19 protein-coding genes and 2 pseudogenes are annotated in these 24,261 nt (G+C 48.7%); 5 read left to right on the top strand and 16 right to left on the bottom strand.

What is annotated here, in order from left to right:
* Window positions 1-812 precede the first annotated feature (812 nt).
* Window positions 813-2,597, top strand: a complete 1,785-nt coding sequence (locus AC1S5B_RS22020; RefSeq protein WP_482037823.1) for a HEAT repeat domain-containing protein — start codon at window positions 813-815, stop codon at window positions 2,595-2,597.
* A 95-nt stretch (window positions 2,598-2,692) separates the two neighbouring features.
* Window positions 2,693-3,055 (top strand): hypothetical protein, encoded by a 363-nt coding sequence (locus AC1S5B_RS22015; RefSeq protein WP_482037822.1) that lies wholly within the window; start codon window positions 2,693-2,695, stop codon window positions 3,053-3,055.
* On the opposite strand, the gene AC1S5B_RS22010 is transcribed toward AC1S5B_RS22015, so the two are convergent.
* The 6 genes from AC1S5B_RS22010 to AC1S5B_RS21985 form a co-directional block, all read right to left on the bottom strand.
* Window positions 3,047-3,565 (bottom strand): helix-turn-helix domain-containing protein, encoded by a 519-nt coding sequence (locus AC1S5B_RS22010; RefSeq protein WP_482037821.1) that lies wholly within the window; start codon window positions 3,563-3,565, stop codon window positions 3,047-3,049. The two genes, AC1S5B_RS22015 and AC1S5B_RS22010, sit on opposite strands and share 9 nt — an antisense overlap.
* The gene (locus AC1S5B_RS22005; RefSeq protein ID WP_482037820.1) at window positions 3,565-4,392 is read right to left on the bottom strand and encodes a TniB family NTP-binding protein; all 828 of its coding nucleotides are present in this window, start codon (window positions 4,390-4,392) and stop codon (window positions 3,565-3,567) included. The genes AC1S5B_RS22010 and AC1S5B_RS22005 overlap by 1 nt, the downstream gene beginning before the upstream one ends.
* Complete coding sequence (locus AC1S5B_RS22000; RefSeq protein WP_482037819.1) at window positions 4,389-6,149, bottom strand: transposase; 1,761 nt, start codon at window positions 6,147-6,149, stop codon at window positions 4,389-4,391. The genes AC1S5B_RS22005 and AC1S5B_RS22000 overlap by 4 nt, the downstream gene beginning before the upstream one ends.
* Window positions 6,150-6,270: 121 nt before the next feature.
* A complete protein-coding gene (locus AC1S5B_RS21995; protein ID WP_482037818.1) occupies window positions 6,271-6,900 on the bottom strand; it encodes an ABC transporter substrate-binding protein in 630 nt (209 codons plus the stop codon).
* Complete coding sequence (locus AC1S5B_RS21990; RefSeq protein ID WP_482037817.1) at window positions 6,900-9,389, bottom strand: TonB-dependent siderophore receptor; 2,490 nt, start codon at window positions 9,387-9,389, stop codon at window positions 6,900-6,902. Before AC1S5B_RS21990 ends, AC1S5B_RS21995 begins: the two co-directional genes overlap by 1 nt.
* Before the next feature lie 140 nt (window positions 9,390-9,529).
* Entirely contained in the window at window positions 9,530-10,624 is a 1,095-nt protein-coding gene (locus AC1S5B_RS21985) for a helix-turn-helix domain-containing protein (RefSeq protein WP_482037816.1), read from the bottom strand.
* A 210-nt stretch (window positions 10,625-10,834) separates the two neighbouring features.
* Between AC1S5B_RS21985 and AC1S5B_RS21980 the strand changes: the two genes are divergently transcribed.
* Together AC1S5B_RS21980 and AC1S5B_RS21975 are read left to right on the top strand one after the other, a co-directional pair.
* Window positions 10,835-11,650, top strand: coding sequence for an ABC transporter ATP-binding protein (locus tag AC1S5B_RS21980; protein ID WP_482037815.1), 816 nt, complete (start codon window positions 10,835-10,837; stop codon window positions 11,648-11,650).
* Window positions 11,651-11,663: 13 nt separating this feature from the next.
* Window positions 11,664-11,783: pseudogene (locus AC1S5B_RS21975) on the top strand (transposase); the annotation flags it as partial.
* Window positions 11,784-11,796: 13 nt separating this feature from the next.
* Here AC1S5B_RS21975 and AC1S5B_RS21970 read toward each other — a convergent pair.
* The 10 genes and pseudogenes from AC1S5B_RS21970 to AC1S5B_RS21925 form a co-directional block, all read right to left on the bottom strand.
* Window positions 11,797-12,488 (bottom strand): IS1 family transposase gene (locus AC1S5B_RS21970; RefSeq protein WP_482035733.1). Its coding sequence is split into 2 segments (ribosomal slippage): window positions 11,797-12,167 and window positions 12,167-12,488, totalling 693 coding nucleotides; the frame shifts between segments, so codons are not numbered across the junction.
* Between the two features lie 32 nt (window positions 12,489-12,520).
* Window positions 12,521-13,470, bottom strand: a pseudogene (locus tag AC1S5B_RS21965) (IS21 family transposase); the annotation flags it as partial.
* 115 nt (window positions 13,471-13,585) lie between these two features.
* On the bottom strand, window positions 13,586-14,554 hold the full coding sequence (locus AC1S5B_RS21960) for a hypothetical protein (RefSeq protein WP_482037814.1): 969 nt from the start codon (window positions 14,552-14,554) through the stop codon (window positions 13,586-13,588).
* 39 nt (window positions 14,555-14,593) lie between these two features.
* Entirely contained in the window at window positions 14,594-15,499 is a 906-nt protein-coding gene (locus AC1S5B_RS21955) for a lipase family protein (RefSeq protein ID WP_482037813.1), read from the bottom strand.
* Window positions 15,500-15,557: 58 nt separating this feature from the next.
* A complete protein-coding gene (locus AC1S5B_RS21950; RefSeq protein ID WP_482037812.1) occupies window positions 15,558-16,304 on the bottom strand; it encodes a lysozyme in 747 nt (248 codons plus the stop codon).
* 30 nt (window positions 16,305-16,334) lie between these two features.
* Window positions 16,335-17,129, bottom strand: coding sequence for a C39 family peptidase (locus tag AC1S5B_RS21945; RefSeq protein WP_482037811.1), 795 nt, complete (start codon window positions 17,127-17,129; stop codon window positions 16,335-16,337).
* Window positions 17,129-18,364, bottom strand: coding sequence for a hypothetical protein (locus AC1S5B_RS21940; RefSeq protein WP_482037810.1), 1,236 nt, complete (start codon window positions 18,362-18,364; stop codon window positions 17,129-17,131). The genes AC1S5B_RS21945 and AC1S5B_RS21940 overlap by 1 nt, the downstream gene beginning before the upstream one ends.
* Before the next feature lie 97 nt (window positions 18,365-18,461).
* The gene (locus AC1S5B_RS21935) at window positions 18,462-19,724 is read right to left on the bottom strand and encodes a hypothetical protein (protein ID WP_482037809.1); all 1,263 of its coding nucleotides are present in this window, start codon (window positions 19,722-19,724) and stop codon (window positions 18,462-18,464) included.
* Window positions 19,725-19,901: 177 nt separating this feature from the next.
* Window positions 19,902-21,212, bottom strand: coding sequence for a hypothetical protein (locus tag AC1S5B_RS21930; RefSeq protein ID WP_482037808.1), 1,311 nt, complete (start codon window positions 21,210-21,212; stop codon window positions 19,902-19,904).
* A 284-nt stretch (window positions 21,213-21,496) separates the two neighbouring features.
* On the bottom strand, window positions 21,497-22,552 hold the full coding sequence (locus tag AC1S5B_RS21925; protein WP_482037807.1) for a hypothetical protein: 1,056 nt from the start codon (window positions 22,550-22,552) through the stop codon (window positions 21,497-21,499).
* 212 nt (window positions 22,553-22,764) lie between these two features.
* On the opposite strand from AC1S5B_RS21925, the gene AC1S5B_RS21920 reads away from it, so the two are divergent.
* Window positions 22,765-23,844 (top strand): ISAs1 family transposase, encoded by a 1,080-nt coding sequence (locus tag AC1S5B_RS21920; RefSeq protein ID WP_482033858.1) that lies wholly within the window; start codon window positions 22,765-22,767, stop codon window positions 23,842-23,844.
* The last annotated feature ends 417 nt before the right edge of the window (window positions 23,845-24,261 follow it).

The following is a 24,261-nucleotide window of genomic DNA, read 5'->3' as shown; positions in this document are numbered from 1 at the left end:
TGTCAAATGATAACTTATCCCTATATAAGCATATCTTATCTTGCTTTTTTGCGCCAAAATGTTTTTACACTCTTTTTCTGTCCTCGTATAAGCGATCCCCGTAGCCGTGCAGCACTGTAAGCATTAAAACTCCCTCTGCGTATGGGTTCTAGCGTTTTACCTGTTTTAACCCTCTTTTGAATATCTTATCTTACCTATCAAATATTTGTATATCTTACCTCAAAGCAAGACGAATAACTTATCTGTCGTACCTCGAAGCAAGCAATAGATAAGATATTTGTATGCGTTATCTTACCTTACGTCTTCTCAAAACAGAAGGAAAGATAAGATGTTCGTATCATTTAAACCGTTTTATCCTAGGGTCTGTGGCGTTTCAGCCTCTTGAAGTTTAGGGGTTTTAATAGATAATGCTTGTCTCTTCGGAGACAAAAAGATAAGGTAAGATATTATGCAAGGCTTTGCAAGGCTAAGTCCTGTATGGCAGCAAAAAGACATAGCAGATGATAATCAAAAATGTAGGCGACTGCTGCGAATTAGATAGTGACAGCTAAACGGCTCCATCGCCACTCACTAGAGCAGCTTCATAATTAGATTCATCGGCTCAGTTTTAGAGCTTAGTCCGGTTGAGCGGTCTTACTCGCTAACTCAAACTTACTCCACCACTCATAGAATCGCATCTGAACCGCAGTATCTTCAACTTGAGAAAATGCATCCATTAAATGAAACGAATGAATGGGTACTGGGCAATTGCGCTCGTCGGATATAGTATTCTTGAACTAATAAAACCTGGACTCAGTGGAGAGGCAATCAGAATGTCAGAGCCGATGGATTCAGTGGAACAAGCTCAGGCACGAGAACGGGCACAAAACACCCTGACTCCAGAACAGGTTTTAGAGACAATGCGTGACAATGATTTGCTTGACCCAAAGGTATACGCCAAACTTCGGCAGATGAGGTCTCAACTCATTCCCTCTTTGAAACAGGCAATGCAGGAACGCAAGGGATATACCCGCTTAAATGCAGGTAGTTTATTACTGCACTTAGGTGAGGCAGAAGGTACTGAAGCTTTTATCACAGCGCTGCGCCAACCAGATGAACCCTACCTACCGAGGACAGTATTGATTGATTTGGCAGGCATGAAATTGCGAGTCCCCGCAAAAGCTCCCGACATTTTTTCCCATCTTCAGCCCTTGCCCTTACAACGTCAGCCAGTGTTTGAGGCAGTAGTTCCTTACTTGCGGAATCCCGATAAAGATCTGCGAAAGTTCGCGGTTGAGGTTTTGGTGAATCTTGATTTGCCTCAAACGGAGGAAACCATTCTTCCCTTACTTAAGGATCAAAGCCAGGAGGTTCGACTTGCAGTGGTGAGATGGTTTGCGCTTTCTAATAAAGATAGAGGCGCACTCGATGTCCTAGAGGAATTGCTATTTGCTCAAAAGCGAGACCTTGGGGAGCAAAGCGTCATTCGGAATTTAGAAGATTACATCGAGAGCAACAATCCTGTGCTGGTTCAACGGGCAATTGACCTACTGACACGCTATGTTCTCAATACCATTCAACAGCCCCGTCAACCTGCTAATGATGCGATCTCCCGCATGAATCAGAGCGCTGTCGCAAATTCACTCCATTGGGCACTCAAGGCGATCGCCAAGGCAAACACACCTCAAGAGAAATCATTACTGATGGCGGTGATTGAGTCTGCGGCTGAAGATTGGGTACGCGGACACGCGCTAGAACGGTTGGGGCAACTAGATTCAAAGACTTTTTGTGCGAAGGTGCAAACTCTGTTGGGCGATCGCGAGTTAGGCGAATATGCGGCGGCAGCCCTGGCTGACCTCATACGAAAACAGCCTGATACGTTGGCTCTAGTCAATCGCCCGGTTGTCCTGACAATGGTGCTGGAACAGATTCATCAAGCCAAACGACCCGATACCATCAGCAAATTTTTAGAGGCATTGATGGCATTGGGTGGGGATGTTGGAGGCGTTGCTCCAGCGGTGGTTGAGCAACTTGATCCATTTCAAAAGATACAAGTGGTTTGGAAAATGAAGCAACTCACGCCGCGAAAATTGGGCGATCGCTTGATTGATGCGGGGATTATTCAACCTCTGAATGATCAACAGTGGCGCAAGATTGAGCAGTTATGGCAACGGCATGGAGATGCTTTTGGAGTCGTGACTGAACTACTGGCAAATCAAAACCGAATTATTTCATTTGATGCTGAAACCAGCATTCCTGTGGATTATCGAAAACTGATTGAAGACTTGATTCAGATTAGCCAAGATCATTTTCAGGTGAGCGCTGTATCTCAGTTTAGGCAAGCAGATCGGGTCAGTTTAGGGGAGCAGGTACAATTCGTTCACAACAATCGAGTGTATCGGTTTCAACCCGAAGATATGGGGGATTGGTATGACGTTGATGCAACCTTGGCGGCGTTGAATCGCGCTTTACAGGAGAGTGGACGGTCAGAACGATTTATCGCACTGCTGCCAGACGGTCAATTCCCCATCATTGTGTTTGCAACAGATCCGACTTTTCGGGCGATCGCCCAGGAGTTTGCCGTTCCCCTAGCACAACCTGCTCAGGGGCAGCCTTGAGGAAAGGGTTAACAGTTTGAATCAAGACTTGATATTTCTTGAGTGATAGAAAGGGAACGATCGCATAAGCTGTCCTATCTTTATCAGGAGTGCCGATGCCATCCACTTTACAATCCACCCAAACCAACAATGTTGAAGCCACTGATCTGCTCAATCCATGGGACGTTATCGATAAGATGATCGAGCTACGCATTCATTTGCAGGAGCTTGAACAGCAAATTGCGTCGCTACAACCTGCATTCTTGATTGCTTGTCTAGCACTTAATACTGAGAAGATTGAACGGACTCACGCAGTCATTACCCGCAGACTCACTCCAGGACAATGGACGTATTCGATCGACATTTTGGAACAAGATGGTCTCCTCAAACAATTGAAGAAGCAGTTCCACCAGGACCATGAACCCACGAGCGGACGAGCAGTGACTTGGGCAGTGAAGCTGTTATTGAATTTAGCCTGAAGAATTGGGGTGCAATTGCACGTCTGATGCAGCTTGGTGCGATCGCATTTGGGTGAAAGCAAGTCTGCATCGTTCACAACACCCCTCGCTCCATAACGCAGGTGTCCGAAATCCAGTTTGGCAAATGGGGCAGGTAGACAACAAAGGAAGGTTATGGCGCTCGCAAACCTCCACTCCCTTTTGCTGCCAGGTGATACGATGAACTTCAACTTCTTCGTAACAGGTTGAGCATAGGCGGGTTTGTAGATGCAAGTTGCTTGCAGGTAGCATTTTGACAAGTTGCTCAGGATCAACGTCCATCAATTTAGCAAGGGCAATTTGTTGAAGTGGGGTGGGATTGCGACGACGAGAAGGGGTCTCCCAGGCTTGCACCCACTCGACGCGAACCCCTAAATGATCGGCGATCGCTTTATAGCTCAACTCATTTGCCCGTCGAAACCGTCCCAGGAAGTGCCCTAGACTTTCCTCATCATGAGGGACAACTCGAAACACCCAGCTATCTGAAGCCATTACTTATACTCAAGTGCCACTTGGCTGAGTAAGGATGGCTCAATGTGAGATCGCCCATTCTGCAAGGCACGACGGGCGGCGTTTCGTAGAATTTCGTCGAGTGTGCCCAGGTAGCCGCGTGTGGTCGCGACCAGAATCTTTTGCATTTCCGCGCTAGTGAGATTGGAGGGCTGGGGCAATCTCAGCACGTATTCCTCCCAAATCGCAGTGGTGTCTTCTAGCGTTTGGCTATCAAAGCGGTAAAAGCGGTGACACGCCATGAAGCGGTTATGCACCTGCTCATCCCGTCGCACCACCGCATCGAGGCGATCTGTTCCCACTAGTACGACGGAGATCTCTAATAGGTCGAAGATGTCGCGGATTTCAGAGAAGGTTTTGGGGCGAAATCGATGGGCTTCGTCCAGAATGATCATTTCTACCTGGCAAGCTCGCAGCAAACGGTAGACGCGCTCGCGTAAGTCCGCAATTGTGCCGTTGGTGATACGGTATTTCAAATGCTCCAGTAGTCCCACAAACAGTTCACGTTGACCCGTTTCGGTCGTCGCGTGCCAATAAATCACAGGGACACTCGGAGCGTCTCCATTTGCGGTTTGCGATGCGTATTTCAGTCGATACGCATCGCAGGCGATCGTTTTGCCCGTTCGAGAGTCGCCAATGACTCGACACGCCTGCCGACACTGCCGCTTGTCATCTAACCAGGCGTGAAACTGCTTTACAGTCGGTAGTTCCACAAAACATTGCCGCTGAAGTCGGGCGATTGCCTCTTGGGACTCTGACTTAACCCGTTGCGGTGGCAATATAATCCGTTCTTGCTCCTCTGCCTTCATAGCAACCCGGCCTCACGTTTCATCTGCTCATAGTCCAGTACTCGCACAAACGGTACAGGCTTTTTCGGCTTCTCGACTTCAACCGATGGCTCGGTTGTCGGTGCGGAGATCATTGCTGCATCCGTTGGAGCCGGTGACAAGGTTGAGGAACTAACTGGGATTGCATCTGTTTTTTGTCGCTGCTGTCGCTGCACTTGCTTCACCTGTCGGTCGCGATCCCGCACTTCAGCTAACTGCGCTCCAGTGTCGATCGCTTTGCCTGCTGCCCGTCGCCGTTCACTCAGGGCTTGTGCCTCCCGGTAAGATAAGGTTTCAGTTTCCCACCCCATTGCATGGGCACGAGTCAAAAATACTTCTTTATTATCCTGAAGTTGATAAATATAAACGGTGGTGATATCTCGCGGGTTGTAGCGCAAAATCACCGTTTCTCCCGCATAAGCCGCTAAATGCTCACCCTGGTATGTCAGATTGGCAAACTGAAGGTAGCCACTGCGATACACCGTGCGCTGATCGCGTCGCATCAAACATAAGTCGAGTTCACGCTCTCCTAGCAAAGGAAGTTGAGCCATTCGTCCCGCCTCCCATCGCCCTAGCCGAGTCTGATCACCCATCCGGGCATCAATTGCCTGGTTGTAGTGATCCCCCACATAGCGCACGAGCAATCGTTCCACTTGCAGCAATGTTAAACAAGCTTCAGTTTCGGCTTTGGGTGATCGCTCCATTACGTTACTGCTGACATATCCGGGTAAGGGGCTGAAAAATTCGCGATTGAATGTGCCAAATGGTCGCTCCACAATGCCCCCATCGGACGGTTTCCGCCGTAAACACAACACAATGCCTAATTCGGTTGCGACTTGTTCTAAATGCTGTGATCGAAAGTCCTTGCCACCATCGGTGTACAAATATTGGGGCAAGCCATAGGTGCCCCAAACCTGCTGCAACTCATAAGCAGCTGAGTATTGTTTGGGCAAAATGGCATGGCGCAATGCTAAGCCGACGACTTGGGCACTAGGAGCATCAAAACCAAGATGCAATCCCATGATGCAGCGGGAATAGGTATCAATGACGATCGTCAGCCACGGTCGCCCTAAAACTTCGCCGGACTGATCCACGACTAACACATCGATTTTGGTGTGGTCGCATTGCCACACTTGATTGCTCCATTCGATCGCTAACTCAATCCCTTCTCGAGTGGTGATGCATAATCGATCTCCTCGCCAACCAAGCGATCGCTTTGCTTGCTGTTTCTCAATTTGCGGTTGGAGGATGCTGTAAACAGTGGTGCGCTTCGGATAGTCCTCGACACCGATTTCCTGAGCGCGGGCACGAACCCGCAGCACAACTTGTGCCCGGGTCATCCTGCGACTGCCACGATTGCCCTCCCGGTACGTTTTAACGATAAAAGTTTGCCAGTCCTCACTCTGTTTACTCGTCCCTCGATCTGAGCGCGATTGTCTCGTTAATCCAGCAATGCCATGCTTTTGCCACGATCTCACCAGTCGTCGCAAACTGCGAGCGCTCAAACCGAGTTTCTTGGCAGCTTGCCGTTGAACCTTGGCATACTGCTCAGTGCCCCGCACTGCCATCACTTTCTGAATTACTTCGATTCGTTGTTGCACTTCGATTGAGACTTCTGCAATCGCATTGACGATTTCGCAGTTCTCTTCATCAGGTTCTGCCTCTAGCAACGGCAGTGACAGTTGCTCGATTCGCCTTGATTCCAAAGGGTTGGGTTTGGGGTTTGAAGCAGTGTCCATACGCAATTCCCTTACTCGCCCAAATTGTATGTCACAGGCGGTCAAATAGCGTATGACATTTCATTTCAATTGAACTCGTCAAATCTTCCTGAAAATAAGGGTTCTGCTCTCCCTTAGATTTTCATTTCAACTCAGAAGTGGTCAAATACCGCCGGATTCTGGTTCCAAAATCTACGGTCAAATACCGCCGAACGACAAAAACTATCCATACTACAACACTCGAAGCATTGCTAAATCTATCTTTCAAGCTCTCACAGGCGCGGTCAAATACCGCCGGATCGAGGTCAAATACCGCCGAACGCGACAAAACCGTCGGCGCTATATGTGAAAACAATTTATAGTTCTGAGGAGCGACATACATCCCAATGATTAAATCGGGTTTGAGTCTCACGATCGCTTCCAGGTTAGGCTGTCCTTCTTTGCCTAAATTGGTGACCGCTTTGATTTTTTGATTCAGGATGGTGTTTTTGTTCGCAATCCGGTTGGAGGATGTAGCGGCGATCGGATGAACTCCCAGCGCCACTAAAATCTCCAAGCTTTCCTGATCCATCACAATCACGCGTTGGGGGTGAAGTGGAATGCAACTTTCCCCTAATTCATGCTGAACCGTTCGACAGGTTGGTGGCACCGCCTCTGAGAGTGATACCTGAGATCTCTGAGCTAGATTGGGACAGCTCTGGAGTAAGACGACCATCAGAGTTCCGACAAAACATTGTTGGATACGTTGCCACCAGGATTTACGAAGCATCATTAGAATGTCCAGGAAATCGTACCTTTAACGGTGAAAGGAGCGCCATAATAAACTCGTAGAGAACTTTCTGCCGTCTCAAAGTAGCTAACGTCAAACAAATTTTCAAGATTTAATCCAATCCGAAAGTTGTCGCGACGATAGAATAGGGTTGCGTCTGTTCGCGTATAGCTGGGAACCTGGAACGAGTTATCCAAGTCGCCTTCACGCTTTCCAACATAAAAGATCCCTAGCCCAAAGCCCAAACCTCGCAGAGACCCTGTTTGAATTTCATAGGTTGACCAGAGGCTGAATGCATCTTTGGGGACGTTATTAATTCGATTGCCAGCCGCCAAAACGTTATCCTTCGTGATCTGGGCATCGGTGTAAGCATAGCCGGATGCAATTTTCCATCCTGGTAAAATTTGACCAGCAATCTCCAGTTCAAAGCCGCGACTTCTTTGTTCTCCGGTTTGCACTGAAAAATTTGGATTTAACGGGTCGCTGGTTAAGACATTCGAGCGGGTAATCTGGTAAAGCGCCAGGGTTGTAGACAATCGGCGATCGAGCCAATCTGCTTTCACACCGACTTCGTATTGAGTGCCACGCTCTGGTTGGAAGAGAGTATTATCAAATGCTGTCCCTACACTTTGGAGAAACGATCGACTGTAACTGGCATACAACGAGACCCAATCAATCGGTTGATAGACAATCCCCACACGTGGACTAAACGCCTGATCAGACTGACTTGATTCGGTGCCATCAACAAAATTAATTTCCTGCCCCACAAAATCTAAGCGTCCGCCTAGTAAGAGTTTCAGACTAGGTAATAAATCAATTTGATCTTGTAAATAGATACCAAAAGACGTTGTGAAGAAAGGTTCGCGGGGAAATTCTGCGAGTAACTCTCCCCGGGGTTGACGATACACGGGATTAAAGATATCGATGGGAGCGAGGGCAAACTGCCGACTACTGGAAGCATACACATCCCGATTGAAATCGAAGCCAAAGAGTAATTTGTGTCCAATACTCCCGGTTTTAAAGGTGCCCACAACATTGGTATCAAGAATGTAATTATCTTGAGACTGGTCTCTGGTCGCAAATAAACCTCGCTCTAAAGTGCGCTCATCATCCAATAACGCCGCTGGAAAGAGGGAGTTTTGCGGCGTGCGCTGAAATGAGGCTCGAAAGGCATTGCTAAATTGCCAATTGGGACTCATTTGATGTTCAAAGGTGTACCCTAACCGCAGCGCATAGCGATCGTTTTTGTCGAGTTCATCTTCAGGTTCGCCAATAAATCGGCTTCTGGGTAATCGCCCATTGATGTTGGGCAAAACTGTTCCTTTGGCGGGTAGTCCGCGCGCGTTGGGTTGCTCCGACAGAGTGTATTCACCTTCTAGTGTCAGTTTCGTTTCTGGGCTGATTTGCCAGGTCAGGGTCGGCGCAACCACTAGATTAAAGCGATCGAAAAAGTCAATAAAGGTGCCTGAACTAGAGGCTCCTGCCACAAACCGATACAACAGCGTTTTAGAATCATTCAATGGACCTGTGAAGTCGATCGCACCTGCGTAAGTATCAAAATTGCCGATCGTGGCTTCAACCGTATAACGGGGGATCGATAACGGCTGCTTCGTCACAATGTTCACTGTGCCCCCCGGCCCTCCCTGGCTGAATAGGGCACCTGCCGGACCTTTTAACACCTCAATTTGCTCAATATTGGGAACGGCAGTTCGGGTTGTGACGTTGGTGTCATCCCGCAACCCATTGCGAATAATGTTCCGCCCTGAAAATCCGCGAATCGTAACGCCTTCAAAGGCTGAGGATGATGGATTATCGGGTGTGACTCCGGCAACCGTTCGCAGGGCTTCATTCACGCTTTCTACCCGGCGATCTTGCAGCAATTCTTGAGGAACAACCTGCACAGAAAAGGGTAAATCTCGGATGGGCGTATCTGTTCTACTTCCAGTGGTTGCGTTGGGAACCCGATAGCCCCGTGGTCCTTCACCCGTGACGATAATTTCTTCATCTGCCTCTTCGGTTTCTGGGTTCAAGGTGTAAGCAAAATCTCCCGTTCTCAAGGAAACTTCTTGCTTGGGCAAGGCATTCGTTCCATTCACGATTACCCGAATGCTATTGACACTCTGTTGCACTACCTGCACAGGGGCAATCTCGTTTGTGGGGTTTGTTGCTGTGAACTCCTGAGCAGTGGGCAGAGCCAAAACCGTACGGGGAATGTCTGCAATCAGACGGGTTCCCTCTGCCCGGAATTTTGTTGCATCAATTTGTAATGGCCTGCCAGTCGCGGTTGTCAGGATGATTTCTAGCCCCAACTCGGTAGGCTCAACCCGTACCTCTGTGACTTGGTTCGTTTCTGCATCGATTTGTGCCAGCCACTCTTTCACACTGGTTGCGGGCTGAGAGTTTTTCTGTTCTTGTAATTCTCCCGCCCAACCGACTTGAGCCACCAGTATCGAGGTTAAACCCACCCACCAAAATGCCAGTTTCCAGTTCATCCGCCGATCCTTCACACCTAAAATCTTAGTCAGCTAGTTAAGAATACTTCTCAACTGCTTTGAATTCAGATAGTAGAATGAATCGGTGATTGAAACTTTGTTGAAACGGAATTTTTGTTTGTTGAAACGGAATTTTTTAGTTAGGCAGTGGCAACAATCACTAAGTCACCAGAATTTTTACCCCCTTGAATGGCTCTTGGACTCACACCATACTTTTTGCGAAAGGCGGCACTAAAGGCTGAAAGATTGGTGTAGCCCACAGCTTGAGCGATCGCCGTAACTGAGTGTTGGTTTTCCAGCAGCAGAGATCGCGCTATTTCCATGCGGTGCTGATGCAAGTAGCCAAAGACAGTTGTGCCGAACACCTGTTTGAATCCGCGTTTGAGGGTGCAGTCATTCAGGCCAACCCGTCGCGCTAAAGTGAACAATGAGGGCGGATGGTCAAGCTGCTTGAGCAGAATTTCTCTTGCTTGATGAAGGCGATCGATATCGATTGCTGGTAGGGGCGGAGAGGCGCAAGATTCAGAATCACTTGAACGCGCCTGGTCTAACCACAAAGCCAACACTTCCACAGATTTACTTTCCAGATACATCTGTTTGATGACACCTTGGTAAGGACAATCCAGCATTTGCTGTAAGGCACTCTGCATTGCAGGGGTGATTGTGCGAACAGCAGAAAAGGGAAGTGATTCATCTCGTGCTAGCATCCGTTGCAACTCAGTTGGCAAAACATCAAGCTGATTGCTGATTAGAGTCTGCAACCGTTCTGGCTCCAGATGAATATCGATTTCTACTGTTGTTGTATTAGACTGTCCTGCAAAATTTCCACCTGGTGAAACCAACCCGGCTACGAGATGTTGCCCCTGGCAGACCTGCACCCCGTTCGGCAATTGAACTGCTGATGAAAGAGTAAACATCCACTCCAAACAGTCCGTCTCCCCACATGGAACTCGATCCACAACCAGATCATCCTTGAGCTGATAACGATGAAAAGTCAGATCAATGCCATTGCGGAGTTCAATGTCTCGCTTGTAGCCCTTCCCTAATACCGATGGACATATGGCAATGCGATCGCCTGCATCCTGAGGGTCAGCTTGCTGTGACTGTTGACGGCTCACCTGCCAAAGGTCATCACAACTCATGCCAGAAATTACACTACCCATATCCAAGATTGCAGCTAGATAGAGGACTTTAAAGTATTGAGATACCGTAACACTATTAAGAATAGATTTCAATAGAAAAAGTTTTAGATGCCAGAAGCCTTAACTGTGTTGTGCCATTTACGTTTACAGCGGTTTTCAGATAAGTGCTACACAGATAACGACTCTGGATTAAGGAAAACAGGCAGTTCGTACAGTACACACAAATGAAAATTGCTGTATGTGTTTCCATGAAGAGGCAAATTTGATTACAATAGCCTAACTATTTTGCTGAGAAAACTTCTCATGTCGCTATCATCCGGACTCACGACCCGCAACCTGACCCTGGGTTATGAAAACAGCACAATTGTTCGAGATCTAACTCTGGCAATTCCTGCTGGGCAAATTACAGTATTAGTTGGTGCAAACGGATGCGGCAAATCAACCTTACTGCGCGGGTTGGCACGGTTGCTGAAGCCAACTCAGGGAGCCGTTTATTTAGATGGGAAATCGATCGCGCAACGCTCAACCAAGGCAGTGGCTCAACAATTGGGTTTACTGCCTCAAAGCCCCGTTGCACCTGAAGGATTAACCGTCAAAGAGCTTGTGTCACAGGGGCGCTATCCCTATCAGAATTGGCTACAGCAGTGGTCCGCTCAAGACGAGCAGCATGTTCAACAGGCATTAGAAATTACAGATTTAGTCGAATTGGGCGATCGTCCCCTTGATACCCTTTCCGGCGGACAGAGACAGCGAGCTTGGATTGCAATGACCCTCGCCCAAAACACCCAGATTTTGTTATTAGATGAACCAACTACCTTTTTAGATCTCGCTCATCAAGTTGAAGTACTCGATCTATTGCATCATCTCAATCAGCAACAGGAACGCACCATTGTCATGGTGTTACACGACTTGAATCAAGCTTGTCGTTATGCTGATTATTTAATTGCCATTCAAGCAGGGCAGGTTTTTGCAGCAGGTGAACCGAAAGCAGTGATTACAGAAGACACGGTAAAAGCAGTGTTTAACTTGCAATGCCGAATCTATCCTGATCCGATCGCAGGTACACCCATGTGTATTCCAATGAGCACAAAAACGAAAAGAGACTTAAACAGAAAGTAAACGTTGCACAACCGATGCTTGGGAAGCCCTTAACGTCATCTTTTACGTGCTGGCAGAAGAGTGTCGATGGCGATCTTTACAAAGAGACATCCCCGATTGGCAGGCAGTGTACATCTATTTCCGGCGTTGCTGAACATAGGGATGAATCAGGTAGGGATGGGCACATCTCCAAATATCAGGTAATGCAGTAACAAACGAATCGAATGTTTCAGCATTGGTACGGATTTAGAATAACAGAGGGTCTTCCGATGCAGGCGTGCTAAATAATTGCGTAATCGGGTGTTTTCTCCTTCCACTCGTGTCATATAAGTCTTACTGACAATCTGGTCGCCATCGGGAATAAAGCAGGGATAGACCGACCAACCGTCGGTGATGTAGAAATAACACTGCCAGGTCTCCACAATTGCCCATAACGGGGCAAAAGTCTTGGCACTGTGGTCGCCTAACACCCAACCTAAAATCCCTGGTTTGAAGTGGTCAACCGCCGTCCACAGCCAGATCTTGTTTTTTTTGAGTGGACAAAGGTTTCGAGTTCGTCCAATTCTCCCACCTCTGGAGTGGTCTGCGGGTCGTAGGCATCTGGTAGCAGTTCTCCCACCTGTCTAACCCAAGTGATCACAGTGGTGTGATGCACTCCTTTGACCCGCTCAATGGCGCGAAATCCCATGCCGTTGACATACATTTTTAAGCACTCCCGCTTGACAGCATCGCTGTACCCTCGCAAAGCAATGTAGTCGTCGATGAATTGGCGACCACAATCCACACAGATGTGATTTTGTTTACCTCTGCGATGACCGTTCTTGCGAATATGCGTAGACTTGCACTCAGGACATTGCATTCAAATTGACCTCAATCCATCCCACTATTATGCAACGCCGGTTTCTCCGCTGTAATCTTCTCGCTGTGCTGGGCATTGAGTCCATCCACCGCTTGATTGATCAACCCTTGATATTCGGCAATGCTGCTGAACTCACAACTGCCACGCAGCAGCAGGGCTTGCTTAATCCGGTTTTTCAAGTGTCCGTGTGGAGACTCATAGAGCTTCGCTCCGCCGAAGGCGTACGAACCGTTTTCGTGGGCAATGCTGGTGTTGTTGCGGGTCGGTTGCATCCGGTGGTGATGGCAGAGGTCGTCATATAATCGGGTTAAGGGCTTGTTGCGAACGCCGCCCAAGTTCCGGTACGCCGCACTCAAACTATCAGTCCGATGCTGTTTCGGCGTACCCCCACAAGCAAACAGGGCATTTTGCAACCCTTCGGACAGGGCAATAAAGCTCTCGCCACCCTGGATGATTTGGGCGGGATGATTTGGGCGTACTGCCAGCCGCTGTACCCTAAGCGATAGTGATAGATCAAGTGTTCAAACACTTTTCCGTTCAGGGTGATCTCGACTCCTTTCAACTCGGTGAAGTCAGAAAAACCCATCATTCCGGGTTCATGCCGTAACTCGAACATCACCTCTGGCGCGGGTCCGTACAACGCTTTCCAGGTTGCCACTCGCCGTTGGAGCGTCCGCAAGACTTGCCCATATTTGCCAGGGTACTTCGCTTGCAAGTACTCATACAACGTCATCGGCTTGAGTGCGGGCGCTCCTCTGAGCATCGGTTCCAGTTCGCTCTCCCACACTTCGGCTAATGGGTCAGCACAGGTTCGCCATCCCCGCGCTTTGCCCCGATTCGGCTGGTAGTCGCCCCCTTCAATTCGTTGTCCACTGCGTTCTGAAAAGCCAGCCACAGCAGCAGACTCGGCTTGGGTTAAGCCGAACTCTCGTGATTTCATGTACACTCTGACTTGATTTATTTCAATTCGTTTTCCAGGCATTGGAGAGGCTCCCGCATGGGTGATCCTCCAGTGTCTTTTTCATTGCTTGATTTGACGCATCAATTTGACTAACAATTGGCAGTTTGAAATGCTGTTCTCACCCGCCAAGTACCTGTCATTTACCCGCCATGCTTATTGTCGTCTGATACTGTGTTTGACGAACAACAGGATGCCAGCCAATGGGAATGGTCGTGCTATCGAGCAGAGATGCCATGCGATCCATGCAAGCAGCCGAGCTGAGGTCATTTTGGCATCCCTCAATTTGCACCGCGTTTTGAATGATTACTGTGCGCGTTGCGGTATTCTCGCTGATTCGTCTGAGCATATACAGAGAATCTGCATTGATTAGCACTGCCAAAACAGCACTGACCAAAACTGTAAAGACTTTGACGTGATGCCGATAGATACCGGAAATCCGAGCGGTTGATTGCTCGTACCAGAGCATGATCTCATGCCTGAATTGCTCGATCTGCTGTTCAGCCTCGTCTGTACTTTCTTGGGCACGTTTAGCCATCCGGTTCAAATTATCTTTTAGCCGAGGTGATAACTCGGATGAACGCTCTACTTTAGCCAGTAGTGCAGTTAGGGTACGAACCGATTCTGTGGCATCCTGCTGCAATTGCGGCGCTTCAGTTTCGAGATCTGGTAGACTTTGTAGCACTTCGAGCAGAGCATCTGCAAACACCCCAGTACGAACCGATTCTGTGGCATCCTGCTGCAATTGCGGCGCTTCAGTTTCGAGATCTGGTAGACTTTGTAGCACTTCGAGCAGAGCATCTGCAAACACCCCAGAGGGAACGTAGGAAGGGGTGATCGTCAATTTGCCTCTTCTTGATCGCTGCGTGATCGAAGCGATTAAGGAACTGTGGTAGAGTTTGTCGGTAATCGTGTTCTTAAACTGTTGGGGATTGCGCCTGAGTGCTGACGACTCACCTAGCAGGATCATAATGCCTCGCTGTAAATGCCTTGCTCTCCAGCGTAAAGCTGTCGTCAAAATCTCCGTTAATTCAGAGGAAAGCAGGCTCAAGAAGGTGTAGATCAGAGACAATCCAATCACAACATCTAACAATGGGAACTGTCCCATGACTTGTCTCCATCAAAAACTAGAGAACAGCTCGAATAATCAAAAAGAAACCAAACAGACTTCAGTTGAACACACACCATTCATGTAGCCGCCCCCACAACTGGCTGAATGAGCAGCGATGATTGCATCAAATTGACCTTCTGTAACCGCACCCACGAGCCTGACTAAGCGTTCTGCCTTCAGTTCTTCGGAGTCATTGACCAAGTTTTCTTTGTGCCATTGGATAAATTGCAGCATCCCGACATGCGCGTAGTTCCAGGTCTCCATGCCCTTGAAGAATTTGCGAAAGACAGGCAGGTGAGCGATCGCATCCATAAACGCGGCATCTGGAACAATGTGGGGAACAATGTCATTGCCGTATTCATAGCGGATGTGATTCAGAATTTCCAAACTATACTGGTTGGCAAAGGTGGTATCTCCGGGATGGGGAGAAGCGAATGTATAAACGGCTGTAGGAGTAATACCTGCCTCTAATTTGAGCCGTAGTGCTGCAAGACTTGATAAGGCACCGCCTTTACTATGACCTGTGATATAGAGCGGCAATGATTTTCCACCTGCCGTCATTTGCTGTTTAATCTCCTTCATCATTGGTTCCCATAGGGCAGATAAGCCTTGCCAAAATCCCTCATGCACTCTGCCAGGAATACCAGGAGCCACGATCGGGTTATCAGTTAAGTCTCCAAGCCAGTCCAGCACACTCTCTTGGTCATGAATATTGGGTGGAATGGTACCTCGAAACGCAAGCACCACACCTTGATCCGTAGTACCGACTAAACAGGCATCGATATCATCATCTCCGGCGACAAAGGCAATGGGTGGAGCGAGATAGCCGATCGCGCTGTAATAAGGATCTGAGGGAGTAAACGTGCCAGTTGGATTGATATCATAAGCGGCGACACTGGCACACAGCGATCGACTTTGCATACTGAGAGTAGTTGAAAGCATAAGATTTGTCCTTTTCTCCTTGTAAAGAATGGTGTGTGAACTACATTTTTGATACTGATTACGAGATTGTTGAGTTAACCAACGTCACTTGAACGGCATATGAACCCTGGCTCTCGAACAGTTGGCCCTCCGCTGTTCGCCGTCGCAGCAAGCCGGGATGAACGTTTGGATCATCCGGGTCTGAGTACAGCAGCATTGTCTGTGGCACATTACTCCAATCACGATCACTAAGGACAGTGGTGATTGAGGTAAAACCCGGATCACCATAGAAGTAAGCACCCAGGTTATAGCCGAATGAAATGAGAGCGGATGTTTGATTACTGTTCATCTCGCTCCAAGCGGGAATCGAAGCTGCCAAAGCATTTATGGTCGATTCAAGATCGTGCGTCAGGTACTGTTGAGCCGTTGCCTGATCAATGTTTGGATCACCAAACCGAACCGGTTGACCATTGGGATAGGTTGTTGTGCCGTAGCCGATCGTGGCAACACCGACCCCATCGTTATAAACATTAGGAACAAACCCCTCAAACTGGGCCACAATCTTGACCGCTTGGGGCGGGACATTACTGGAACCATCACCGCTACCACTTCCACCGATCGGTGACCAATCTTTCTCAAAGATGTACCAGATACCAGCGCCAAATCCTAACGTGACCTTGAAATCTCCATTGGCAACAGTTGCAGCAGTCTCAACGTCGATCGTTTCTCCTATCTTGTAGAACTTCTTCTCGGTGCTGGGCAGTTGACTCGATTGAGCCATTGATTTTTTGATGTATGTGTCTTTTAGGGCGGTTATTGTTTCCATCGTTAAACCTCAGTAGTGAAATCGTGTCAGTTATTGTCCTTTCGTGATGCGATGCGCCCAAAGCTGATTGTCACTAGAAACGGTTTGGTACATCAGATCCCACGAGTAGTGCAGGTTCTCTCCACTCTCACTCTCGTTGTATCCATCGGGTGTCCAAATGCCGTTCGGGTCATTTACCCACACGCCCGTCTCGTCATATCCCCGCAGCAGAATTACATGACCTGATTGCGTTAACTGGGTATGCACCACAACCGGGAGTCCACTCGCAATCCAGGTTTTAATCGAACCCCAATTGCTGTCATAGCTGAAGGTATCCTGGCAGTTATAGGCCTCTACCACTTTGGCTAAATCGAGGGGAGAATGGCGGTCTAACCCATTTGCATCACAGTAAGCATCTAACTCGTCGGGATAACGCATCTCAGGATGCTTCTGAGGAATACCGAGATAGGCTAAGTTCATGGCGATCGACGTCACATTGCATGACCCTCCCGGCGCTTCCTGGTTGTCATTTTGGTCGTAGTAGTCGTAGTGAGGCACTGGTAGGTCAACCGAGGTGGGAAGTAAGTTGAGGAGTTGACCATTCTGTAGAATTTCAACGTGGGGTTTGAAAACATACCAGGTATTGTGATTTTGATATTCAAGTTGTTTACCTTGAGCACTGTCGCTGAGTGAAACTTTGATGTGATCGCCAACAACTTCGTAGCTGGAAATGGGTAACTCGGTTCCGGCAGAAACGGCTTGCTTTTGGTCAGCAGGAAGGGTGGTGCTTTCAGCAGTGCTGAGTTTGAGCCAGGTATCTTGAGTAATTTTGAGGGTGTAAGACATTAGGATTCTCCCTGTTCAATAACAATGAGATATTCGTAGAAGTAGCCCGTTTCACCCGTAATCGGAGAGGGCGACTTTCCCTTTAGCTGATTAGTGGCGATCGACAATCGGTAGGAACTATTTGAAACGTTCATTGCAAGTTGAGCGTGGTGACCATGATCAATGCTCTTAAATAGTTGCTTGCAGTTTTCGGTATCTTTGAGGTCAACGAACAAGGAATTGTCACCATCTGCTGGAATATTGATCACAGCCGCCATTCCTGGAAAATCTCCTGAGCCACTGCCGTGAATAACAAGGCCAAGACCTTTAAGACTGGAATCATTCTGAAACTGGTAGTCTGCTCGGTAGATTACAGGATCTAACGGCTTCACTCCTGGAGGTGCGGGTGGGATGCCGACTGGTGGCACATTTCCCGATTGGGGAGCTTCTTTAATCACCAAGTCATACCCGTAGCACAACGCCAGATTCAAGGTTTGATCGGTGTAGTTGTAAACCTTGACAAGACAAACCATGGTCTTGGCGAGAAAGAACAAGATGACTGCAATAATCAGTGCGATCGCCGCGATCTCAATTCCAACAATTGCCAACGGACTGAAGGTGAGCGAAAGCGCGACTTCATCCGCAATCACTTCTCCATCAATGGCTGCATCCTCTGCTGCATCCTCTGCTGCATCCTCACTAACTGTCGCTGAATCAGTCGCACCTTTGGAAATGGCATTGTAAGCACGAGTCAGGTAAGATTGCAGAAAAGTCTTGAATGCTCCCAATATTGTTAGAACAGCCGGAGCGATCGCAACTGAAGCGATTGCTGGGCCTAGCTTTTCTACCCAATTGACAATGATATTAGTCGGCCCTTGATCGGTGACAAGATACGTTATTGCAATACCCACTTGTTTGTAGTCTGGTGTATCTTGCTGCAAGAGGCTACTGTCAGCCAAAACTTGTACAACCAAAGTCCCTTTGCTGCCTTGCACATATTGAACAGGCAGGTTGGGATCGAGAAAGTCGTATCTTAGAGAACTTGGTTGAGAAGTCTGCTGCCAAACTTGATCACCCTTTTCCGCAATTTGTTGAGCGATATCATGCATGGCAGCCATTTCTCCTGCGAAGAAGTCATGGACTACCCTTCCGCCTCTCAAAGCAGCTTGTAATTCCTGTGTCAGGGTTGGACGATCGGGTGTGCCGTTAAACGTATTTGAAGCTCGAAATTGTACCTGTGTTAGAGAGTTAGTCATAGATCCGAAATGAGGATTGAGGACATAGATAAGCGCAGTTTCAAGTTGCTCATGATAAAAATCTCACGCATGATTTGCTGAGTTTGCGATCGTCTCCCTAGCTTTCCTCCAGCAGAATCAGGTATTCGTAGTTGTAACCGAGCGCTCCATCGGTCGGTGCAGGCGATTCTCCCTGTAGCTGATTGGTCGCAACACGCAATGTAAAATTGCCAGATGCGGTGCTGACTGTTGTAGTTGCCGATGAGTTTTTGTAAGTTCCCCAGTAGCTCAGACAATCATCCTGGGTACTAAAGCTGGCATACAGTGTATTTTCACTGTGATTCGGAATACTAGCGAGTACGTTAAAGCCAGGAAAGGCTCCATTGGGCGACGCTTTCAAGACAAAGCCCAGGTCTGCGGTGGGACTGGTATTGGTGTAGGCGAGATCGATATAGTGAATCGGATTGGAGCCGATGCACCATTCGGGTGCCCAGCCTGGAGAGATTCCCGGAATCGTTTTGACATCATTTGGAATCAAAGGAGCAAGCACAGAAGTACAGTTTTGTTCAAGAAAGCAGAGGCTAAAATCAACCTCTTGCGAGGTTGCATTGTAAAAGCGCACGTAAGCCGTCATCTGTTTCGCCAAGATGCACATGATAATCCCGTACACAAAGGTTCCCAATGAAATCGCAACATCAGCAGCCTCAAAGACGAAAGCGAGACCAGCCGTAATACTATCTCTTGCAGAAATTGCAATCACTTCGCTGTCGGTTCCTGCTTCTGTTTGTGCTGTTTGTGCGCCTGTGGTGACGGCTGTATCGGCTTCAGTTGCACTCAGACCTAGCTGATCGAGTAGAGCCTTAACAAATGTTTTGACAAAATCCGTGACCCTGTCTACCAGAAACGCAATGAGTGCCGCTTTGGCTTGTTCCTGCACTGTTTCTACAATCCCATTGCCTGCATAGTTGATCGTACAAGCCATGATTTGACTGGTGCGCTCCTGGGCAGTGCCTGAACCGACGGTGAGGGCGAGATAGCTCACTCCGACTTCTGCGAAGGTATTGGTATCGGCAGTGCCATTTTGAAGTTGCGTAATACCCTCATTGGTGAAATATGACCCAGCCATCAGATAGTTATTGCCAATCTGCACATACTGAACGGGTAAGCTGTTGGGGTCGGTTCCGCTCAGCCAGGCGTTCGGATCAAGGCACGCCTCATACAAGTTCTGTAACGCTGACAGATCGCTGGCAAAGAATTGATAAATGCCGTCTCCGCCTTGAGCTGCGATCGTGTCCAGAAGATTCGTCAATGAGTCGATATTTTGAACGGCTTGATCAGACACATTAAAACCAAACTGAAACTGGTGATCTGCATCAGACATCAGGATGCTCCTTTTTCAAGATTCATGAGAGATACGTAGAAGTCGCTCGTTGCGCGAGTGATTGGGGAAGTTGAGTCAGGACGATCGCGCCAGCTCGATCAGAACGCTTGAATCCATACATCGATTCTGGTCTGGATGGAGTGCAGCGCTCCGCCCTCGACTCAAGCGGAGCTAGGTTCAGGAGGGCAACGGAATACTGCCATCGGTCAGGACAATCAAATGCTCGTAGTTGTACCCCTTCGCGCCGCTGGATGGGTCAGGAGATTCACCAGAGACTTGGTTTGTCGCAATGCTCAAGGTGTATTTACCAGAGGTCGCACTCATGGTTAGATTGGATGTTCCAACGTAGGGTTCGCTTGGATTATCACTGCTATAGTTGTTGGTCAGGTCAGTCCACACGGTATTGCAGTCGTCGTTGGTGAAGCCGACATACATATAGTTATCATTTGTGTTAGGCACATACACGGCAACTCGAAATCCAGGAAAATCACCGCTGGGTGTTGCTTCCAGCACGTAGCCAATATCGCCTAGAGGATTAGTGTTGATGAATTGCAGCACCGAGTAGTAGACCGACGTATCGGAGCCAGATACATAGGAAGGAGTGGCTGATGCACTCACCTGCGGGACAGTCGCAGTTTGACCCACGGCTGCGGGACCCGTGGTTGATCCTCCGCTTGGTACTTTACCAATGCCAAACTGGATATCTTCGGCGGTCACATTGTAGAATCTGACGTAATTGTTCATCTGCTTCTCAAGCAGTTGAATCAGCACCATGATGCCGATGATGATCACACCGACCGCTGCCGCAATACCTGCGCCAGCGGAAATGCCAGCATCAGTAGTCGTTTCAGCCGCCCCTGAAGCCAGTTCAAAGCCCTTCCACTCTGCCGCCACCTCTGCTTCATACTCTGACTGGGTCATCGCGCCGTATGCCGTATCCAGGACTTCGGTGTCGCCGAGACTCGCAACTTTCTGGAACAGCGCTTGCACAAAGTTCTTCACCGTTGTCACACAGGACGAGATAAACGCTTTCACGATAGCCCCAGTCAGAAGAGCGCCAATTCCATACCCTGCATAGTTAATGATATGAACGGTAAGTTGACCCGTGCCAGCACTGGTTGTCATCGTCATAACGGCAGTACCGACTGGTGTGTAGTTATCCGTGCTCCCAGTGCCGTTTGTGAGCGTGTTGTGGGCATCGTCATTGAGATACGCAGAGACCGTGAGATAATTGCTGCCCAACTGGACATACTTGACTGGATTACCAGTGTTGGAATCAGTGCCATCCAGCCAAATTGTGTCATCGCCGGTTGCAACGGTTGTGAAAAACTGTTGCAGGGCTTGGTAGTTACCCGAAAAGAAATCATAGACTGGATCTCCCCCCTTGAGGGCTGCCGCTAGATTTTGCAGCAAACTAGATTGATTGGGATCGGCGCTTGCTAGAGTGGGCGATGGTGTCAGTTGAATTTGGTTGGGTGAAGTTCCCATTGTTGTTTCTCCTTGTATTTTTAGGGTTGAAGATGAACGATCGACATCAGATCCACCAGGTGAAGCGCAAATCTGAGCATGCGTCGCTTGCATTTGCAAAAAGAGTGAGAGGTTGGTAGAAGCCACTCGTTTCAAAAGTCGTCGGGGAGGGGAATTTGCAGGAGTAATGGGGAACGATCGCGATCAGAACGATTGAATCCACACATCGATTCAGGTCTGGATGGATTAGTGCGATCGCCCCTCAACTCAAGCGGGTCTAGATATCCCCTCAATCGTGCGATCAATCAGGAGGGCAATGCAATACTGCCATCGGTCAGGACAATCAAATGCTCGTAGTAGTATCCCTTTGCGCCACTTAGCGGGTCAGGAGATTCGCCGTAGTCTTGATTCGTTGCAATCTGCAAAGTGTATTTACCAGAGGTCGCACTCATGGTTAGATTGGTTGTGCCAATGTAAGTACCGCTTGGATTAGCATTGTTGTAGTTATTCATCACGTCAGTCCACACCGTGTTGCAGTCGTCATTGGTGAAGCCGACATACATATAGTTGTCACCCGTGTTTGGCACATACACTGCAACTCGAAATCCAGGAAAATCACCGCTCGGTGTCGCTTCCAGCACGTAGCCGATATCGCCCAAAGGATTGGTATTGATGAATTGCAGCGGTGCGTAGTAGACCGATGTATCGGAGCCAATCACCCAGGGAGGCGCGGTTGATGGACTCACGTGCGTGACGGTCGTGGTTTGACCCACCGGTGCAGGACCTTGACTTGCTCCTCCGGAGGGTACGCTGCCGATGCCAAAGGTGATGTCTTCGGCGGTCACATTGTAAAACTTCATGTAGTTGGTCATCTGCTTCTCAAGCAGTTGGACAATGACCATGATGATGATCAGAACCGCGCCTACCCCAGCAGCAATACTTGCACCGGAGATAGCGATATCGGCAGTCGTATCTTCAATCAGTTCCCAGCCGTCTTCGAGTGATTCGTCTGCCGCGCTGTTTGAGTCTTGGTCAGCATTGTTTTCTGCCTCATTTGGGTCGGTTTCACCTCCCCCTTCTGCACGATCGAACGTTTTCTTGAAGAAATTTTGCAGATAATTCTTCAACGATGTCAAACAGCCCTTGAGGAAACTGAAGATGACCGGTGCAGTCAAAAGTCCACCCAATCCTTGCCCCGCATAGGTAATCGTATGAACGATCAGTTGACCCGTGCCAGCATTGGTTGTCAATGTCACAACAGTAGAACCGACCGCTTTGTAGTCAGTCGTGCTACCCGTGCCATTTTGCAGCGTGTTTTGGTCGGTGATGTTGGCAGATAGCGTGAGATAGTTGCTGCCCATCTGGACATACTTGACTGGATTACCAGTGTTTTCATCAGTGCCATCCAGCCAAATTGTGTCATCGCCGGTCGCAACGGTTGTGTAGAACTGTTGCAGGGCTTGGTAGTTACCCGAAAAGTAGTCATAGGTTGCGTCTCCCCCTTTGAGGCAGGGCTAGTTCATCAGTGGTAGAAAAATGATAATGGGTGATGCTCTTTCACCCCTAGCTAGCCATGAGCCTGATTGATGCTCTCAAACAAGTACGAGACTATCGAACCCAACCCCAGTATCCATTGTGGGTGATTTTGTTGCTGGTACTGATGGCAACGATGAGCGGGTGTGTGGGGTATCGAGCGATCGCGTGCTTTGTGGAGCGCCATCAAACCCAATTGTTAGGGGTACTCGAAGTGCCCTATGAGCGGTTACCCTGCTACTCGACGATTCGCCGCGCTTTGGTGCGAGTGGACTTTGAGGCGTTAACCGAGGTTTTCAATCAATGGGCACAGGAAACGGTTGAGCTGGAAGAGCAAGCCGCTTGTGCCGTTGACGGCAAGAGCATCCGAGTCAGTCTGAGAGATTACGACCAGGCGTATCAAGATTTTGTCAGTGTGGTGTCGGTGGTCAGCACTCGACTGGGACTGGTCGTTGGGGTGCAATCCATGCACAACAAAACGAGTAGTGAAATTGTAACGGTACAAACCTTGTTGGAGCACCTTCAGTTGCAAGGGGTGTGTTTTAGTTTTGATGCCCTGCACGCCAAAAAAAAAACAGTTCAGCAAATTATAGCCAGTCAGAACCACTACTTAATTGCCATCAAAGGGAATCAACCCAAATTATTAGCCCAAATCCAGCAGCAGTTTGAACACTCGTCTCCCCTCAGTTGTCACGTGGACTCAGAGCGGACGCGCAATCGCTCAACCCAACGCCGTGTGTGTGTATTGGAGCCAAGTGCCACCATTGACCCAAGTTGGGTCGCTCTTAAACGAGTGATTCGGGTCGAACGCACCGGACTAAGAGCAGGCATACCCGTTTCACAGACGGTGTTTTATATCAGTTCGCTGGCAACCGATGCCGCCGAGTTTGCCCGTCGTATCCGGCAGCATTGGCACATTGAGAATCGCCTCCACTGGTGTAAAGATGTGGTCTTTCAAGAAGATACGACTCCACTGTGTGAGGGTCACGCTTTGATTAATATGGCAATTGTGCGAACCTTTGCCCTTAATCTCTTCCGGCAGCATGGGTTTGACTCTTTGACTCAGGCGATTCGACAGGTTGCTCATGATATCCCTCGCCTATTTTCCTTCTGCCAATGAATCAGCCCTGCCCTTTGAGGGCTGCCGATAACTCCTGCAACAAACTGGGTTGATTGGGATCGGCAGTTCCTAGATTGGAGGACGGTGTGAGTTGGACTTGGTTTGGTGAAGTTCCCATGGGTTATTTCTCCTTGTATTTCTAGGGCTAAAGATGGGCGATCTACGGAGATCGATTAGGTGAAGCGCAAATCTGAGCATGAGTAGTCTGCACAAGTTCCACCAAAGGCGGATTGCAATGAATCTGATGTAGATGGCGCTGATTGATGCTCAACTGAATTTAGGTTCAGCCTTCGCTTTAAGGCGTTGCTTTAACGCAGTTCAGAAGGGTGAAATCTAATTGCGGATTGTTGTCAGGAATCTCAAGCAGGAAGTATCAGATGAGGTATCGGTCGCTGACCGCTCTGTTCCGTTGCTCTC

Source organism: Leptolyngbya sp. CALU 1928 (assembly GCF_056784215.1).
This window is presented reverse-complemented; position numbering and strand designations above follow the sequence as displayed.

Excerpts from the sequence above, each read along its gene's own strand:
- AC1S5B_RS22020 (WP_482037823.1), top strand. The coding sequence starts at position 813 with ATGTCAGAGCCGATGGATTCAGTGGAACAAGCTCAGGCACGAGAACGG.
- AC1S5B_RS22015 (WP_482037822.1), top strand. The coding sequence starts at position 2,693 with ATGCCATCCACTTTACAATCCACCCAAACCAACAATGTTGAAGCCACT.
- AC1S5B_RS22010 (WP_482037821.1), bottom strand. The coding sequence starts at position 3,565 with ATGGCTTCAGATAGCTGGGTGTTTCGAGTTGTCCCTCATGATGAGGAA.
- AC1S5B_RS22005 (WP_482037820.1), bottom strand. The coding sequence starts at position 4,392 with ATGAAGGCAGAGGAGCAAGAACGGATTATATTGCCACCGCAACGGGTT.
- AC1S5B_RS22000 (WP_482037819.1), bottom strand. The coding sequence starts at position 6,149 with ATGGACACTGCTTCAAACCCCAAACCCAACCCTTTGGAATCAAGGCGA.
- AC1S5B_RS21995 (WP_482037818.1), bottom strand. The coding sequence starts at position 6,900 with ATGATGCTTCGTAAATCCTGGTGGCAACGTATCCAACAATGTTTTGTC.
- AC1S5B_RS21990 (WP_482037817.1), bottom strand. The coding sequence starts at position 9,389 with ATGAACTGGAAACTGGCATTTTGGTGGGTGGGTTTAACCTCGATACTG.
- AC1S5B_RS21980 (WP_482037815.1), top strand. The coding sequence starts at position 10,835 with ATGTCGCTATCATCCGGACTCACGACCCGCAACCTGACCCTGGGTTAT.
- AC1S5B_RS21960 (WP_482037814.1), bottom strand. The coding sequence starts at position 14,554 with ATGGGACAGTTCCCATTGTTAGATGTTGTGATTGGATTGTCTCTGATC.
- AC1S5B_RS21955 (WP_482037813.1), bottom strand. The coding sequence starts at position 15,499 with ATGCTTTCAACTACTCTCAGTATGCAAAGTCGATCGCTGTGTGCCAGT.
- AC1S5B_RS21950 (WP_482037812.1), bottom strand. The coding sequence starts at position 16,304 with ATGGAAACAATAACCGCCCTAAAAGACACATACATCAAAAAATCAATG.
- AC1S5B_RS21945 (WP_482037811.1), bottom strand. The coding sequence starts at position 17,129 with ATGTCTTACACCCTCAAAATTACTCAAGATACCTGGCTCAAACTCAGC.
- AC1S5B_RS21940 (WP_482037810.1), bottom strand. The coding sequence starts at position 18,364 with ATGACTAACTCTCTAACACAGGTACAATTTCGAGCTTCAAATACGTTT.
- AC1S5B_RS21935 (WP_482037809.1), bottom strand. The coding sequence starts at position 19,724 with ATGTCTGATGCAGATCACCAGTTTCAGTTTGGTTTTAATGTGTCTGAT.
- AC1S5B_RS21930 (WP_482037808.1), bottom strand. The coding sequence starts at position 21,212 with ATGGGAACTTCACCCAACCAAATTCAACTGACACCATCGCCCACTCTA.
- AC1S5B_RS21925 (WP_482037807.1), bottom strand. The coding sequence starts at position 22,552 with ATGGGCAGCAACTATCTCACGCTATCTGCCAACATCACCGACCAAAAC.
- AC1S5B_RS21920 (WP_482033858.1), top strand. The coding sequence starts at position 22,765 with ATGAGCCTGATTGATGCTCTCAAACAAGTACGAGACTATCGAACCCAA.